Source organism: Neorhizobium sp. P1_A6 (genome assembly GCF_056406795.1).
This window is the reverse complement of the sequence record NZ_JBFTZM010000004.1, coordinates 175,841-190,071: the sequence shown is the minus strand read 5'-3', so window position 1 is coordinate 190,071 and position 14,231 is coordinate 175,841. Positions and strand designations below refer to the sequence as shown.

Here is a 14,231-nt window from a genome sequence, read left to right as displayed (position 1 = left end):
CGCCCTTCAACAAGATTGGCGGCTCGAAGGGAGCCGCTCCAAAGGAGGAGTAATCCATGCGAATGTTCAAATATCTCGCGACAGCGGCCATGTTGGCCGGTCTGGTCGTCGCGGCTCCGGCCAGTGCCCAGGAAAAGGGCCTCGTCGGCGTCGCCATGCCGACCAAGTCTTCCGCCCGCTGGATCGCCGACGGCGACAACATGGTCAAGGTTCTGAAAGAGCGCGGTTACAAGACCGATCTTCAGTACGCTGAAGACGATATCCCGAACCAGCTCTCGCAGATCGAGAACATGATCACCAAGGGCGCCAAGGTGCTGGTGATTGCCTCGATCGACGGCACGACGCTGACCGACGTGCTGCAGCAGGCTGCCGACAAGAAGATCAAGGTCATCGCCTATGACCGCCTGATCCGCAACAGCGCCAACGTCGACTACTACGCCACGTTCGACAACTTCCAGGTCGGCGTCCAGCAGGCTACCTCGCTGGTGAAGGGCCTCAAGGCAGACACCGAGAAGGGCCCGTTCAACATCGAGCTCTTCGGCGGCTCGCCGGACGACAACAACGCCTTCTTCTTCTACAACGGCGCGATGAGCGTTCTGCAGCCGCTGATCGACAAGGGCGTGCTGAAGGTCGGCAGCGGACAGGTCGGCATGGACAAGGTCGCAACGCTTCGCTGGGACGGCGCAACCGCCCAGGCCCGTATGGACGCGATCCTCTCCTCCACCTATTCCAACAAGAAGCTGGATGCAGTCCTGTCGCCTTATGACGGCATCTCGATCGGTATCCTTTCGTCCCTGAAGGGCGTCGGCTACGGAAGCGGCAACATGGCGATGCCGCTCGTGAGCGGCCAGGATGCCGAAGTGCCTTCGGTCAAGTCGATCCTTGCCGGCGAACAGTATTCCACCATCTTCAAGGATACTCGTGATCTTGCCAAGGTGACTGTCGATATGGTTGATGCGGCCATGAGCGGCAAGGAGCCGACCGTGAACGATACCAAGACCTATGATAACGGCAAGAAGGTCGTTCCTTCCTACCTGCTGAAGCCAGTCGTGGTTGACAAGTCCAACTGGAAACAGGTTCTGGTCGACAGTGGTTACTACAAGGAATCGCAGATCAAGTAAGTCTTTCCACCCGCGCGGCGGCAACCCCGCCGCGCGGTCCTGTTATCCGGAGTCATTATGCTCGATCCTGTCTCTCTTCCCGAAAAGCCGCCCATTCTAGAAATGCGGGGCATTTCGAAGAGCTTTGGCGCCATCAAGGCGCTTTCCGATGTCAGCTTTACCGTCAAGGAAGGTGAGATCCATGCGCTCGTCGGCGAAAACGGTGCCGGCAAGTCGACGCTGATGAAGGTCCTGTCGGGTGTGTATCCGCACGGCTCCTATGAAGGCTCGATCCTTTTCGCGGGTGAAGAACGCCACTTCCGCGACATCAACGGTTCCGAGAAGCTCGGCATCATCATCATCCATCAGGAACTGGCGCTCATTCCGCTGATGTCGATCGCGGAGAACATTTTCCTCACCAATCCGCCGGCGCGTTACGGCGTCATCGAGCGGCATGAGCGGCACGAGCGCACCAAGACGCTGCTCGCCAAGGTGGGCCTTACCGAACGGCCAGATACGCTGATCACCAATATCGGCGTCGGCAAGCAGCAGCTCGTCGAGATCGCCAAGGCGCTTTCGAAGGATGTGCGGCTGCTCATTCTCGACGAGCCGACCGCGTCGCTCAACGAGACGGACAGTGCCGCGCTCCTCGAACTCCTGAAGGAGTTTCGTGCGCATGGCATCACGTCGATCCTGATTTCCCACAAGCTCAACGAAATCTCCGCCGTCGCCGACCGCATCACGGTGCTGCGCGACGGCCGTACGGTGGGCACCCTCGATTGCCATGCCGGGCCCGTCGAAGAAGACGAGATCATCCGCCGCATGGTCGATCGCGACCTCGAAAGCCGCTATCCGAAGCGCGAGCCGAAGATCGGCGAGGTGATTTTCGAGATCGACAACTGGTCGGTCTACCACCCGCTGCATTCAGATCGTCAGGTGGTCAAGAACGTGTCGCTGAAGGCCCGCGCTGGCGAGATCGTCGGCATTTCGGGCCTGATGGGCGCAGGCCGCACCGAGTTCGCGATGAGCGTTTTCGGCCGCTCCTGGGGCCGCGACATTACCGGCACCGCAAAACTGCACGGCAAGGAAGTGGACCTTTCCAACGTGCATCGCGCGATCAAGGCCAAACTTGCGTATGTCACCGAAGACCGCAAGCAGCTCGGCCTTATCCTGCCGGAGGACATCCGCAAGAACGTCTCGCTCGCTCATCTCGGCGGGGTTTCCTCGCGCGGGGTGATCGACGACATCGCCGAGATGAAGGTGGCTCAGGAATTCCGCACCCGCATGCGCATCCGCAGCCATAACGTCTATCAGGAAACTGGAAAGCTCTCGGGCGGCAACCAGCAGAAAGTGGTATTGTCGAAGTGGCTGTTCACCGAGCCTGACGTGCTGATCCTCGACGAACCGACGCGCGGCATCGATGTCGGCGCGAAATACGAAATCTATACGATCATCAACGAGCTCGCCAATGCGGGCAAGGCGGTGATCGTCATCTCGTCGGAAATGCCTGAGCTGATCGGCATTTGCGACCGTATCGTGGTCATGCACGAAGGTGCGTTCGTCGGCGAAGTCGCCGGCGAAGAGGCCACGCAGGAAAATATCATGCGCGCCATCATGCGGCGCAAAGGGAGAGAAGTATGAGCACCCCCCAGGAAACAATCGCGGTGCCGCAGAGCGCGGCCGGTTTTCTGAAGGACAACCTGCGCGATTTCGGCATGCTGATCTCGCTGGTTGTCATCGTCATCTTCTTCCAGGTCGCCACCGGCGGCGTTCTTCTGATGCCGCTCAACATCACCAACGTGGTGCTGCAGAACAGCTATATCGTCATCATGGCGCTTGGCATGCTGATGGTGATCGTCACCGGCCATATCGACCTGTCGGTCGGTTCGGTGGCCGGCTTCATCGGGGCAGTCGCCGCGGTACTGATGGTTCAGTATGATGTCAACTTCATCGTCGCGACGATCCTGTGCCTGGCACTCGGCGGGTTGATCGGAGCCGTTCAGGGATATTGGGTCGCGTATTTCAAGATCCCGTCCTTCATCGTCACGCTTGCGGGCATGCTCGTGTTCAAGGGCCTGATGATTTCGGTGCTCGACGGACGCTCGATCGGGCCGTTCCCGCCGATCTTCCAGAAGCTGTCGTCCGGCTATATCGTCGAGCTCATCTCTTCGGCCGGTGGACTCTACATCACTTCGCTCCTGCTCGGCCTCGTTCTTGCGGTGATCCTCATCGTGCAGAATATCGCTAGCCGCAAGCGCCGCATTTCGCATGGCGTCGAGACGGAGCCCTTTGGTTTCTTCATCGCCAAGAACCTGCTGATCTTCGCCGGCGTCGGCTACGTCGCCTTCCTGATCTCCTCGCATCGCGGCATGCCGAACGTGCTGATCATCATGGCGGTGCTCATCGCGGCCTACGGCTTCCTGACCAACCGCACGATCATCGGCCGGCAGATCTATGCCGTCGGCGGCAATATCCGCGCCGCCGAACTTTCGGGCATCAAGACGACGCGGCTGACCTTCTGGACATTTGTCAACATGGGCGTTCTGGCGGCGCTGGGCGGTCTCATCGTCGCAGCCCGTCTCAACACGGCGCAGCCAAAGGCGGGCATCGGCTTCGAACTCGACGTCATCGCCGCCTGCTTCATCGGCGGTGCGTCCGCCTATGGCGGCGTCGGCAAGGTGACGGGTGCCGTCATCGGCGCCTTCATCATGGGCGTGATGAACAACGGCATGTCGATCCTCGGCATCGGCATCGACTACCAGCAGGTGATCAAGGGCCTGGTCCTGCTCGGCGCCGTCTGCGTCGACGTCTACAATCAGCGGCGCTGAGGCGCCGCTTTCCTCCAAGATTGCCTGATGAAACTTTGAAAGCCCGGAGGCGTCAGACGCCTCCGGGCTTTTTCGCGTTGACCCGGTTTAACCGCGTCGGCTTCAGGGGTGACGGATGGACGGTCGAAACCGGCTTCAGGTCGCCTGCTCGGTCACCGCCTCTTCGATCACATCCTCGGGGATATCATCGAAGGACGAGTAGTTGAGGTTGTAGAGCTTCGAATAGAGCTTCTTGTTCTTCATCAGCTCGCGGTGATTGCCGCTCTCGATCAGCTCGCCGTTCTGCAGCACGATGATGCGGTCGGCCTCGCGGATGGTTGCCAGGCGATGGGCGATGACGAGGCCGGTGCGGCCTTCGAGCAGCTTGACCAGCGCCTTCTGGATCAGCATTTCGGTATAGCTGTCGATATTGGCGGTCGCCTCGTCGAGTACCAGGATTTTAGCATCCGCCACCAGCGCGCGGGCAAAGCTCAGAAGCTGGCGCTGGCCGAGCGAGAGATTGCCGCCGCGCTGGCCGAGAATGCTCTCGTAACCATCCGGCATGCGCATGATGAAATCATGGGCGCCGACTGCCTTGGCCGCCTCGACCACCTGTTCGCGGGTCGCATCCGACTTGTGGTAGCGGATGTTCTCGAACACCGTTCCGGTGAACAGGAACGGCTCCTGCAATACCATGGCGATCTGCCGGCCGAGCGATTCCTGCGTCAGGTCGCGCACGTCGTGACCGCCGACCAGAACCTGGCCCTTCTGCACGTCATAGAAACGATGGATCAGCGACATGCAGCTCGACTTGCCCGAGCCCGTCGGGCCGACCAGCGCAACCGTTTCGCCCGGGTTCACCTTGAAGCTCACATGTTTCAGGACCGGGTGCTTAGGATTGTAGCCGAACACCACATCCTTGAACTCGACCGAGCCGTCCATGTCCGATGTTAGGACCTTGGCGTTCGGCGCATCCTGGACATCGACCGGCACGTCCAGCACTTCGGTCAGGCGCTGGCCGGACGCCATGGCGCGCTGCATCACCGAATATTGCAGTGTCAGCGACCGGATCGGGTCGAAGAAGCGCTGGATGTAGAACAGGAAGGCGACCATGACGCCGACGTCGAGCGCCTGGTTGAGCACGCGGGCCCCGCCGACCACGACGACCAGCGCCATCGCAAGGCCGGTCAGCGAGTCGACGATCGGCACCATGACCTGAGCGTATTTTGCCGCATTCAAATGGGTATTGAGGTTAGCGCGGGCCTTGTCGTCATAGAGTGTGAAGTTGACACTCTGGCGGTCCATGCTCTGGACGGCGCGCACGCCGTGGATGGCTTCGGCAAGCGCGCCGTTGGCGATGGAATTGGTCTCATGCGCGGCCATGAATGATTTGCGAGCGCGCGGCAGCCAGAACAGGCGGACGACGAAGAGGACGGGCAGGGCGCAAAGCGTCAGCAGGCCGAGCTTGAAATCGAGCGTCAGCATGACGAACACGATGCCGAACAAAAGGGTGATATCGCCGACCGAGAGGACCGAGGTTTCGAGGAATTCCTGCATGGAATTGACGTCGCCTTGCAGGCGCGACATCAGGCGGCCAACCTCCGTCTTGTCCATCCAGGAGAGCGAGACGCGCTGCAGATGCGTGAACATCGCCTTGCGGATATCGAAGAGCACGTCTTCGGCGACACCGCCGACCAGCGTTTCCTGCGCATAACTGGCCGCGAAATTGATGAGGATCGCCACAAGAAAGGCAACCATCGACCAGATCAAGATCGACTGGCTGTCGCTGCCCGCCTGCATGCCGTGGTCGATCGCGTAACGGATGATCAGCGGGATGAGGAGCTGCATCGCCGTGAAGGTCAGCACCGCAAGCACGGCCCAATAGATCTTGGTGCGATAAGGCCGCACGAAACCCCAGATGCGTCTGACGATGTCGCTGTCGAAGACCTTGCCGAAGATTTCCTCTTCGATGCGATGTGACCCTACCACCGCGCGGGGCGGGCGCCTGCCATCGTCACGAACGTCGGAGCGTTCGGTTTCCAGTTCCTCGGCCATGTATCCTCCCTCAGGCGCTGAGCGCGTCGTCGCCTGGACGTACCTGCAGATCGTAAAGCGCCTTGTAGCGGCCGCCGAGCGCCAACAGTTCGTCATGGGTTCCGCTTTCGACGATGCGGCCTTCTTCCATGAACAGGATCCGGTCGGCATGCATCAGCGAACTCAGGCGATGGGCGACGATGATCGTCACCCGGTCGGCTGCATATCTGCGCATGGCAGTACGAATGCGCTGTTCGGTGCCGGCATCGATCGCGGCGGTCGAATCGTCGAACACCATCACTGCCGGGCGCAGCATCAGCGCGCGGGCGATCGACAGGCGCTGCCGCTGCCCGCCGGACAGCGAAACGCCGCGTTCGCCGACGACCGTGCCGTAACCGGTCGGCAGGCCGAGCACGTAGTTATGCAGCTGGGCGCTTTCGCTGGCACGCTCGATGCGGCCTTCCTTGGCCCACGGGTCGCCATAGGCGATGTTGTTTTCGATCGTCGTCGTGAACATAAAACTGTCCTGCTGGACCACGGCCACCGACCGGCGCAGCGACTGCAGCGTGGCGCTATGGATATCCTGGCCGTCGATGGTGATCCTTCCGCCCGTCACATCGTAGAAACGCGGGATCAGGTGCGCCATGGTCGATTTGCCGCTGCCGGGCGGCCCGACGATGCCGATCGTCTCGCCGCGCTTCGCCTCGAAGGACACATTGGTCAGGACCTGATGTTTCTCAGCGCCAGGATAGGCGAAGTCGACATTCTCGAACCGCAGCGTGCCGTCCGTGACCTTCAGCTCCTTGGCGTCCTTCTCGTCCTTGATGGCGATATCGAGGTCGAGCAGTTCGAAGAGGCGCGCGCCGCAGGTGGAGGCGCGGGCAAAGGCGTTGACCATCAGGCCGAGCTGGCGAACCGGCATCTGCAGGATGGTCATGAAGGTGAGGAAGGAGGTGAGCGTGCCGACGGTCATCTCGCCGGCCATCACCTTGGTGCCGCCGACCCAGAGAACCAGGCCCATGGAGGCGAAGAAGGACAGCGTCATGGCGCTGGTATTGGCGACGCGGATGCCGACGCGCTGATGTGCCAGGGATACGGCGCTCTTCGACGCCACCTCGAACTTGTCGAGCTCGTGGTCTTGGGCGGCAAAGGCACGCACGACGCGGATGCCGCCGAGGTTTTCCTCCATCACGCGGGTCAGAACCGAAAGCCGTTCCTGCAGGTCGAGCCAGGTGGCGCGCAGCCGGAGCTGGGTCACCGACGACCGCCAGCCGACGAAGGGCACGAAGCTCAGGGCCAGCAGTCCGAGCACCACGTCGGTCGACAGCAGAAGATAGGCTCCGATACCGATCAGCACGGTCAGCAGGACCATGCGCACCAGCGCGGTCGAGAAATACATGCGCACGCCTTCGAGATCGAGAAGCCCGACGGTGATCAGGTCGCCCGAATGCATGCTGTCATGGAAACTGAAGGAAAGCCGCTGGATCTTCTCGTAACAGGCGAGCCTGAGGCGGTAGCCCATATGATGGCCGACCGCCTCGCTGAAATAGTTCTGGAACAGGGTGAAGATGCCGCGCAGCACGCTGGCGCCGAGCAGGAGCAGTGCTGTTGTCAGCAGCGCATCCTGTGCCGCCTGGCCGGCATCGCCGCCGGTCAGCGCCACCTGCGTGTGGTCCACCGCCTGACCGAGCAGCCGCGGGATCATCAGCTGGAAGCTGGAGGCGATCAGGGTCGCGCCGATCGCGAAGCTCGATTGCCACGGATGACGGAAGGCCATGACGGTAATGCGGGTCAATATGGAGAAGCCTTTGCCCCAACCTGCCGCATTCACCAGCGCCAACGAAGCCGACGGCTTCGCGACGCGAACTGTTGCATCGCTGCTCACGGGTTTATTCCAAAATGAATTACAGAGCCGGAAAAATATCCGGAAAGACGGCCATTATGAGATGAAGATTCGGGACCTTTATCTAGCCTGCATACTGACGCTGATCAGTCAACCGATTTGGACCGAAAACGGAGCCCTTGTGATGATTTTTTGACCTGTGTGTCGCCTGAATTTTCGGCAACGAGCCTGTCGGTATTCCAATGCCTGAGCATGCGGATGCGGGAGGGAGAATGCCCATCAGGATGTTGACCGCGGTTTCTTTTGTCTCCGTGCATATCGCAAGGTCAGTTCCTGCCTGATATCGTCGCGCCATAACTGACAAGAAAGGTTTGGCTTTCGCATGACCAGCGGCCTGCATCACATCACCGCCATCACCCGCAAGATTCAGGCGAATGTCGATTTCTACACGGGCTTTCTGGGCCTGCGGCTCGTCAAGCGGACGGCGGGTTTCGAGGACGCTCGCCAGCTTCACCTGTTCTACGGCGATGGTGCGGCGACACCCGGTTCGCTGGTGACCTTCCTCGCCTGGGAGGATGGCTCGCTTGGACGCGTCGGGCATGGTGCGCCGAGCGAGATCAGTTTTGCAATTGCGCCCGAGGCAATCGGTTTCTGGCTGACGCGCGCGCTGCAGTTCAACGTCAAGCTTTCCGGCCCGGCCCAGGAGTTCGGGGAACCGGTGCTGCGACTGACCGACCCTGACGGCATCATCGTCAAGCTCGTCGGCGTGGAGGAGACGACGCCCTGGGTCTGGTGGAGCGGTGGCGGCATAAGCGAGGTGGATGCGATCCGCAAGCTCCATGGCGCGACGATCCTTTCCGAAAAGCCGGAGCAGACCGCGACGTTTCTGACACGGCATATGGGGCTTCGGCTCGGGTCGAAGGACGGCAATATCCAGCGGCTGGTGTCGGATGCGCGAGATATCGTCGATGTCCGCGATGCGGGCGGTTTCTGGACTGCCGCGCCCGGCACCGGCACGATCGACCATATCGCGTTTCGCGCCGTCGATCTGCCTCAGGTCGAGGCGGTGCATGCGAAATTGCTGGTGGAGGACGCCGGCGAGATGAACATGCATGACCGGCATTATTTCCATTCGCTCTATGTCCGGGAGCCGTCCGGTACGCTGATCGAACTTGCGACGGACGGGCCGGGTTTCATGGCGGACGAGCCGATTGAAACGCTGGGGTCCGAGTTGTTTATCCCGACGCATTTCAAGGAAGACCACGATGTCCTGCGGGTCATGCTGCCGCAGTTCGGCCTGCCGGGGGAGGAGCGCATCATTTATCGCGACCTGCCTTTCGTGCACCGCATCCACATGCCGGAGAGTTGGGATGGTTCGACGCTGGTGCTGCTGCACGGCAGCGGCGGCAATGAAACGACCATGCTGCCCTTCGGACGCAAGGCGGCTCCGAACGCCATGCTGATCGGGGTGCGCGGGCGATCGACGGACGAGGGGCATCCGCGATATTTTCGTCGTTTCACGGAGACGACGTTCGATCAGAAGGAGATCGTCTCGGAAGCAGACGCGTTCGTCGCCTTCGTGGAGGAACTCGGTCCAGCCTATGGCGTCGATCCGGCGCGGGCGGCCTTTGCCGGCTGGTCCAACGGCGGCAACATGATCGGCGCGGTGATGCAGCTTCATCCGGGCCTGATCCGCAAAGCGGTGCTGCTGCGGTCGATGAACTGCCTGGAAGCTCGGCCGGCAGTCGATCTTTCCGGTACGCACGTCCTGTCGCTCAGCGCGACCGACGATTTTTACGGTTCGCTGGCCCGGGAACTCGAAGAGCGGCTTTTCGCTGACGGAGCGGAACTTACCGCCAGGACGCTTGATGCCAACCACGGGATTGGCACCGAAGACGAGATGGTCGCCCGTGACTGGCTGATCGAAAATGGCTTCTAACTAGTCGCCGTAATGCAGAGCGATGGCATCAACGGCGGCGGATATGTCTGCCTTGAACCCACGCCTTCGAAGCGCCATGCCATAGGCCGTCAGGTTGCCGAGCACGATATCGAAGCGGGCGCGCTGGCCGGTATGGTTGAGCCGGATCAGCCGTTCGGCGCCGGGGCCGACGCCGGCCGAAAGCTCGATGCCGCGCGGGGCGACGGAGAGAACGGCGGTTGGGTCGGCTGCGGCCGGAAGCCTGGCCGCCGTCACCAGGTTCGAACCATGCAAGGCATCGATCCAGAGTTCGCCGCCCATCGCGGCAAGTGCCGCGCGGGTCGCTCGGGCGGCACGGACATGGCGGGCGACAATCGCATCGATGCCTTCCGTCTCGACGCGATTGAGGGCGGCTTCGAGCGCAAAGAATTCGAGGGGAGCGGTGGTGCCGGAAAGCGCACCGCGGCCAGTTTCGAGCCAGGCTTTCTGGTCGAGAAGCGAGAGAATAGAATCCCTTGGCGCCCCTTGTTCAGAAATCAGTTTCCAGGCGGCAGGGCTGACGGAGAGCGCCGAAACCCCGGCCGGTCCTGCCAGCGCCTTCTGCGGTCCGATAACGGCTATGTCGATGCCGAGTTCGTCGATGCCAAGTGCATGGCCGCCGATCGAAGCGACCGCATCCACCACCGTGACGATACCGCGCGAGCGGGCGAGCGCGACGATCTCCTCCAGCGGGTTGCGGATGCCGCTTGCCGATTCCGCATGGACGAGGGCCAGGACCTTGATGTCCGGATGCGCATTCAGCGCCGCCTCGACCGCTTCCAGTCCGATCGGGCGGGCGGGTTCTGCGGCGAGGTCGACGACCTCGGCGCCGCCGCGCCGGAGCCAGGTGCCGAACCATCCGCCATACATGCTGGTGACGATGTTGATCGCCTTCAGGCCGGGTCGGGCGAGGCTGAGGGCGGCCGCTTCCAGCGCGACGACGGCCTCCGCCTGGATCAGCAGGACGTCGTTGCGGGTCTTCAGGATTTTGGCGATCCGGTCGGCGATCGCAGCGTAACGCGAAACGGGAAAGGACGGCGCGTCGTTGAGCGGGTTCCAGCGGTCAAACGTCATGGGATGGTCCTTCCGTTGGTTCTGTCAAAAGGCGCGGCACGGCACGGACCAGGGCCCTGGCCGCAGGCGATTGCGGGTTTTCGATCACCTGCCGCATCGGCCCGGTCTCGGTGAGCCGCCCGGCGTCCATGACGGCGATCCGGTGCGAGACGGCGCGCAGGACGGCGAGATCGTGCGAGACGAAAAGATAGCTGATGCCGCGCTCTTCTTGTAGCTCGACAAGCAGCTCGAGTATCTTGCCGCGGATCGAGACGTCCAGCGCCGATACCGCCTCGTCGAGCACGATCAGCGACGGTTTTGTGGCGATGGCACGGGCAATGGCGATACGCTGCCGCTGACCGCCGGACACTTCGCGGATCGACCGCTCGGCATAGTTCGCGGGCAGGCCAACGCGATCGAGCAGCGCTGCGATTTCCCTCGCTCGCTTGGCTTTCGGCACGATGTTGTGGATGCGGAGCGGATCATCCAAGACCGAGGCAACGGTTGCGCGCGGGTTGAAGGCGCCCAGCACGTCCTGAAACACCATCTGCATCCTGGCCCGGCGGCGGCGCAGGTCGGTGCCGGACAGCGAGAGCCAGTCCTCGTCCTCAAACCGGATGGCGCCGGCATCGGCCGGCAGCAGTCGCATCAGGATGAGGGCGAGGGTGGATTTTCCGCTGCCCGAGGCGCCGACGAGGCCCAGCGTCTCACCGGGTCCCAGCGTCAACGAAACATCGCTGACTGCCGCGACTTCACGGCCACCGGACGAAAAACGCTTCGAGAGGTTTTCGATCGTAAGCAGGGTCACGGMGTGGCCTCCCGGATGAGCGGAGGCGTCGTGAGGTCGCGATGGCTGGCGATCAGCGTCTTTGTGTAGGTCTCTTTGGGGGAGGCAAGGACATGTCCGGTCTGGCCCGATTCTACCAACCTGCCGTCCTTGAAGATTGCCACCCGGTTCGCAAAACCGGAAGCCAGCGCGATATCGTGGGTGATAAAGACCAGCGTCATGCTGGCTTCGCGGACCAGTTCGTCGAGCAGCGAGACGATCTCGGCCTGCACGACCATGTCGAGCGCACTGGTTGCCTCATCGGCAATCAGGATGCCGGGTCTCGCGACAAGGGCGGCGGCAATCGCGACGCGCTGGCGCTGGCCGCCGGAAAGCTGGTGCGGAAAGGCTTTCATCGCCTTGTCCGGCTCCGGAATGCGGACTCGCTCCAGCATTTTTAGCGCATGGGCATAGGCCTCTGTCCAGGACAGGCGGAGATGTCGGCGGGCGCCTTCCGCCACCTGTTCGCCGACGCTGAGCACCGGGTTGAGGCTGGAGGATGGATCCTGGAAAACGAAGCCGAGATCGCGGCCGGGCAAAGGCGACCCGCCCGAAGACCATCGCATCTCGCCCGCCAGTTTCGCACCCGGCGGCAAGAGGCCGGCCATTGCTCGCGCGAGCGTGCTTTTACCGGAACCGCTTTCGCCGATGATCGCCAGCCGCTCGCCGGCGACGATATCGAGGTCGATATGGTCCAGCGCCGGCAGCGTCTGGCCGCGATAGGTGACCGAGAGGTTTCTGATCTCGCAAAGCGTGCTCATGGCTCCAGCCTCCGGCCGCCAAGCGCCTTGGTCAGGCCCTCGCTGAAGAGGTAGACGCCGACGACGGTCACCACCAGCGCGATGCCCGGGAAGATCGACAGCGACGGCGAGGAGCGCAGGATGTTGCGGCCCTCGGCGATCATCGAGCCCCAGGTGACCACGTTCGGATCGCCGAGGCCGAGGAAGGAAAGAGCGGCTTCGGTGAGGATCGCCGCCGCGACGATGATCGCCGACAGCGCCAGAACAGGCGGCAGGACGTTGGGCAGGATTTCCCGGAAGGCGATTTCGGCCGGATGCATGCCGATCACCCGCGCGGAGGCAACATAATCCCTCTCGCGGATGGAAAGCACCTGCGCCCGCGTCAGCCGCGCCGGATCGGCCCAGGCGCCGAGCGCAATCGCCAGCACCACGACCGGCACCGAGGCGCCGATGACGCTGACGAAAGCGAGCGCCAACAGGAAGCTCGGGACGATCTGGAAGGCGTCGACGACGCGCATCAGCCCCTCGTCGACCAGGCCACCGGCAAAACCGGCCGTCAGGCCGACGCAGAGGCCGATGGCAATCGCCGCCAAGGCTGCCGCCAGGCCGACCGCCAGCGACGTGCGGGTTCCGTGGATTATGCCGGCCAGCACATCTCGGCCGAGCCGGTCGGTGCCGAGCGGAAAGGCCGGGTCGGTGAAGGGCGGCAGCAGCGCCCGACCGGCGATGCGCAGCGGATCGCCGGGGGACAGCATCGGCGCGAACAATGCCACGAGCACCAGAGCCGCCAGGATGCCGAGCCCGATCGCGCCTTCCGGCGTCCGGATGAGATCGCGAAGGAGCCTCATGAATTGGGCTCCGAGGCACCGACACGGGGGTCGAGGGCGGCATAAACGAGATCGACGAGGAGATTGACGCAGATCACCAGCACGGCGCTGACGACGATGATGCCCATCAGCAGCGGCGCATCGCGGCCGCTGACGGCCTCCTGCGCCAGCCGGCCGAAACCGGGTATGGCAAAGATGCTCTCGATGACGACGCTGCCGCCGAGCATGGCGGCCGATTGCAGGCCGAGCATGGTGACGAGCGGCAGAAGCGCATTGCGCGCCACATGGCGCAGCACGATGCGGCTGCGGGACAGCCCCTTGGAGCGGGCGAAAAGCACGAAATCCAGCGTCCATGCCTCGGCCATGCCAGAGCGCATCACCCGCAGGAACAGCGCCATGTAGATCAGCGCCAGTGCGCCGACCGGCAGGATGAGGTGCCGGGCGATATCCATGGCGCGGGCAAGCCCGACTTTGCCGGAGGCGATCGTCTCGATGCCCGAGGTCGGCAGCCAGCGGAGCTGCACGGCAAAGACGATGCTGAGCACCAGTCCGAGCCAGAAGCTGGGGATCGCGTAAAGAATGAGGGAACAGGTGGAAAGCACTCTGTCCATTACGCTTTCAGGTTTTGCGCCGGCGACGATTCCGAGCGCGGAACCGAGCCCGAAGGAAAGCGCCGTGGCGCTGCCCATCAAGAGCAGGGTGTTTGGCAGGCGCTCAAGAATGAGGTCGAGAACCGGTCGCCCGAAGGCGACCGACCAGCCAAGATCGAGCCTTACAAGCGAGGAGAAATACAGCCAGAGCCGGGCGAGCATCGACTGGTCGAGGCCGTAGGCCTGCCGCAGCGACTGGGCGACGGTCGCGTCGCCGCCGCCGATCGACAGGAGATAGGCATCCACCGCATCGCCGGAGGCGGATTCGAGCAGGAGGAAGGTCAGGACGACGACGATCAGCAGCACCGGGATGCTGCTGATCGCGCGACGTCGGATCAATCGAATGGCACGGTTCACGCCGGAAAGCGCCTCTGAATCGGATAGTCCGTCAAGC

11 protein-coding genes are annotated in these 14,231 nt (G+C 62.7%); 4 read left to right on the top strand and 7 right to left on the bottom strand.

Annotation, left to right across the window (positions count from 1 at the left end):
• Positions 1-89 precede the first annotated feature (89 nt).
• The 3 genes from chvE to mmsB are packed head-to-tail and all read left to right on the top strand — an operon-like array spanning position 90 to position 3,928.
• Positions 90-1,121, top strand: a complete 1,032-nt coding sequence (gene chvE / locus AC1D3C_RS10300; RefSeq protein WP_244446674.1) for a multiple monosaccharide ABC transporter substrate-binding protein — start codon at positions 90-92, stop codon at positions 1,119-1,121.
• A 57-nt stretch (positions 1,122-1,178) separates the two neighbouring features.
• A complete protein-coding gene (mmsA, locus tag AC1D3C_RS10295) occupies positions 1,179-2,741 on the top strand; it encodes a multiple monosaccharide ABC transporter ATP-binding protein (RefSeq protein ID WP_038543711.1) in 1,563 nt (520 codons plus the stop codon).
• Positions 2,738-3,928: a multiple monosaccharide ABC transporter permease gene (gene mmsB / locus AC1D3C_RS10290; protein WP_038543709.1), complete on the top strand. Its 1,191-nt coding sequence runs from the start codon at positions 2,738-2,740 to the stop codon at positions 3,926-3,928. The genes mmsA and mmsB overlap by 4 nt, the downstream gene beginning before the upstream one ends.
• A 135-nt stretch (positions 3,929-4,063) precedes the next feature.
• Here the strand turns inward: mmsB and AC1D3C_RS10285 are convergent, their stop codons facing one another.
• Both AC1D3C_RS10285 and AC1D3C_RS10280 read right to left on the bottom strand, forming a co-directional pair.
• Entirely contained in the window at positions 4,064-5,962 is a 1,899-nt protein-coding gene (locus tag AC1D3C_RS10285; protein WP_477482804.1) for an ABC transporter ATP-binding protein, read from the bottom strand.
• 10 nt (positions 5,963-5,972) lie between these two features.
• Positions 5,973-7,826 (bottom strand): ABC transporter ATP-binding protein, encoded by a 1,854-nt coding sequence (locus tag AC1D3C_RS10280; RefSeq protein ID WP_477482803.1) that lies wholly within the window; start codon positions 7,824-7,826, stop codon positions 5,973-5,975.
• 340 nt (positions 7,827-8,166) lie between these two features.
• Here AC1D3C_RS10280 and AC1D3C_RS10275 point away from each other — a divergent pair, with 340 nt between their 5' ends.
• Positions 8,167-9,723: a VOC family protein gene (locus tag AC1D3C_RS10275; protein ID WP_477482802.1), complete on the top strand. Its 1,557-nt coding sequence runs from the start codon at positions 8,167-8,169 to the stop codon at positions 9,721-9,723.
• Here the strand turns inward: AC1D3C_RS10275 and AC1D3C_RS10270 are convergent, their stop codons facing one another.
• From AC1D3C_RS10270 to AC1D3C_RS10250, 5 genes are read right to left on the bottom strand one after another with little or no spacing between them, the layout of a single operon-like run.
• Positions 9,724-10,815: a pyridoxal-phosphate-dependent aminotransferase family protein gene (locus AC1D3C_RS10270; RefSeq protein ID WP_477482801.1), complete on the bottom strand. Its 1,092-nt coding sequence runs from the start codon at positions 10,813-10,815 to the stop codon at positions 9,724-9,726. It abuts the gene before it with no gap.
• Positions 10,805-11,602, bottom strand: a complete 798-nt coding sequence (locus AC1D3C_RS10265; protein WP_477482800.1) for an ABC transporter ATP-binding protein — start codon at positions 11,600-11,602, stop codon at positions 10,805-10,807. Before AC1D3C_RS10265 ends, AC1D3C_RS10270 begins: the two co-directional genes overlap by 11 nt.
• Positions 11,599-12,381, bottom strand: coding sequence for an ABC transporter ATP-binding protein (locus AC1D3C_RS10260; protein WP_477482799.1), 783 nt, complete (start codon positions 12,379-12,381; stop codon positions 11,599-11,601). The genes AC1D3C_RS10265 and AC1D3C_RS10260 overlap by 4 nt, the downstream gene beginning before the upstream one ends.
• A complete protein-coding gene (locus AC1D3C_RS10255; RefSeq protein ID WP_477482798.1) occupies positions 12,378-13,208 on the bottom strand; it encodes an ABC transporter permease in 831 nt (276 codons plus the stop codon). Before AC1D3C_RS10255 ends, AC1D3C_RS10260 begins: the two co-directional genes overlap by 4 nt.
• Positions 13,205-14,194 (bottom strand): ABC transporter permease, encoded by a 990-nt coding sequence (locus AC1D3C_RS10250; protein ID WP_477482797.1) that lies wholly within the window; start codon positions 14,192-14,194, stop codon positions 13,205-13,207. The genes AC1D3C_RS10255 and AC1D3C_RS10250 overlap by 4 nt, the downstream gene beginning before the upstream one ends.
• Positions 14,195-14,231: the final 37 nt, after the last annotated feature.

Bases quoted from the DNA above. Each gene is read 5' to 3' on its own strand.
- AC1D3C_RS10255 (WP_477482798.1), bottom strand. From the start codon at position 13,208: ATGAGGCTCCTTCGCGATCTCATCCGGACGCCGGAAGGCGCGATCGGG.
- chvE (WP_244446674.1), top strand. From the start codon at position 90: ATGTTGGCCGGTCTGGTCGTCGCGGCTCCGGCCAGTGCCCAGGAAAAG.
- mmsB (WP_038543709.1), top strand. From the start codon at position 2,738: ATGAGCACCCCCCAGGAAACAATCGCGGTGCCGCAGAGCGCGGCCGGT.
- AC1D3C_RS10285 (WP_477482804.1), bottom strand. From the start codon at position 5,962: ATGGCCGAGGAACTGGAAACCGAACGCTCCGACGTTCGTGACGATGGC.
- AC1D3C_RS10270 (WP_477482801.1), bottom strand. From the start codon at position 10,815: ATGACGTTTGACCGCTGGAACCCGCTCAACGACGCGCCGTCCTTTCCC.
- AC1D3C_RS10275 (WP_477482802.1), top strand. From the start codon at position 8,167: ATGACCAGCGGCCTGCATCACATCACCGCCATCACCCGCAAGATTCAG.
- mmsA (WP_038543711.1), top strand. From the start codon at position 1,179: ATGCTCGATCCTGTCTCTCTTCCCGAAAAGCCGCCCATTCTAGAAATG.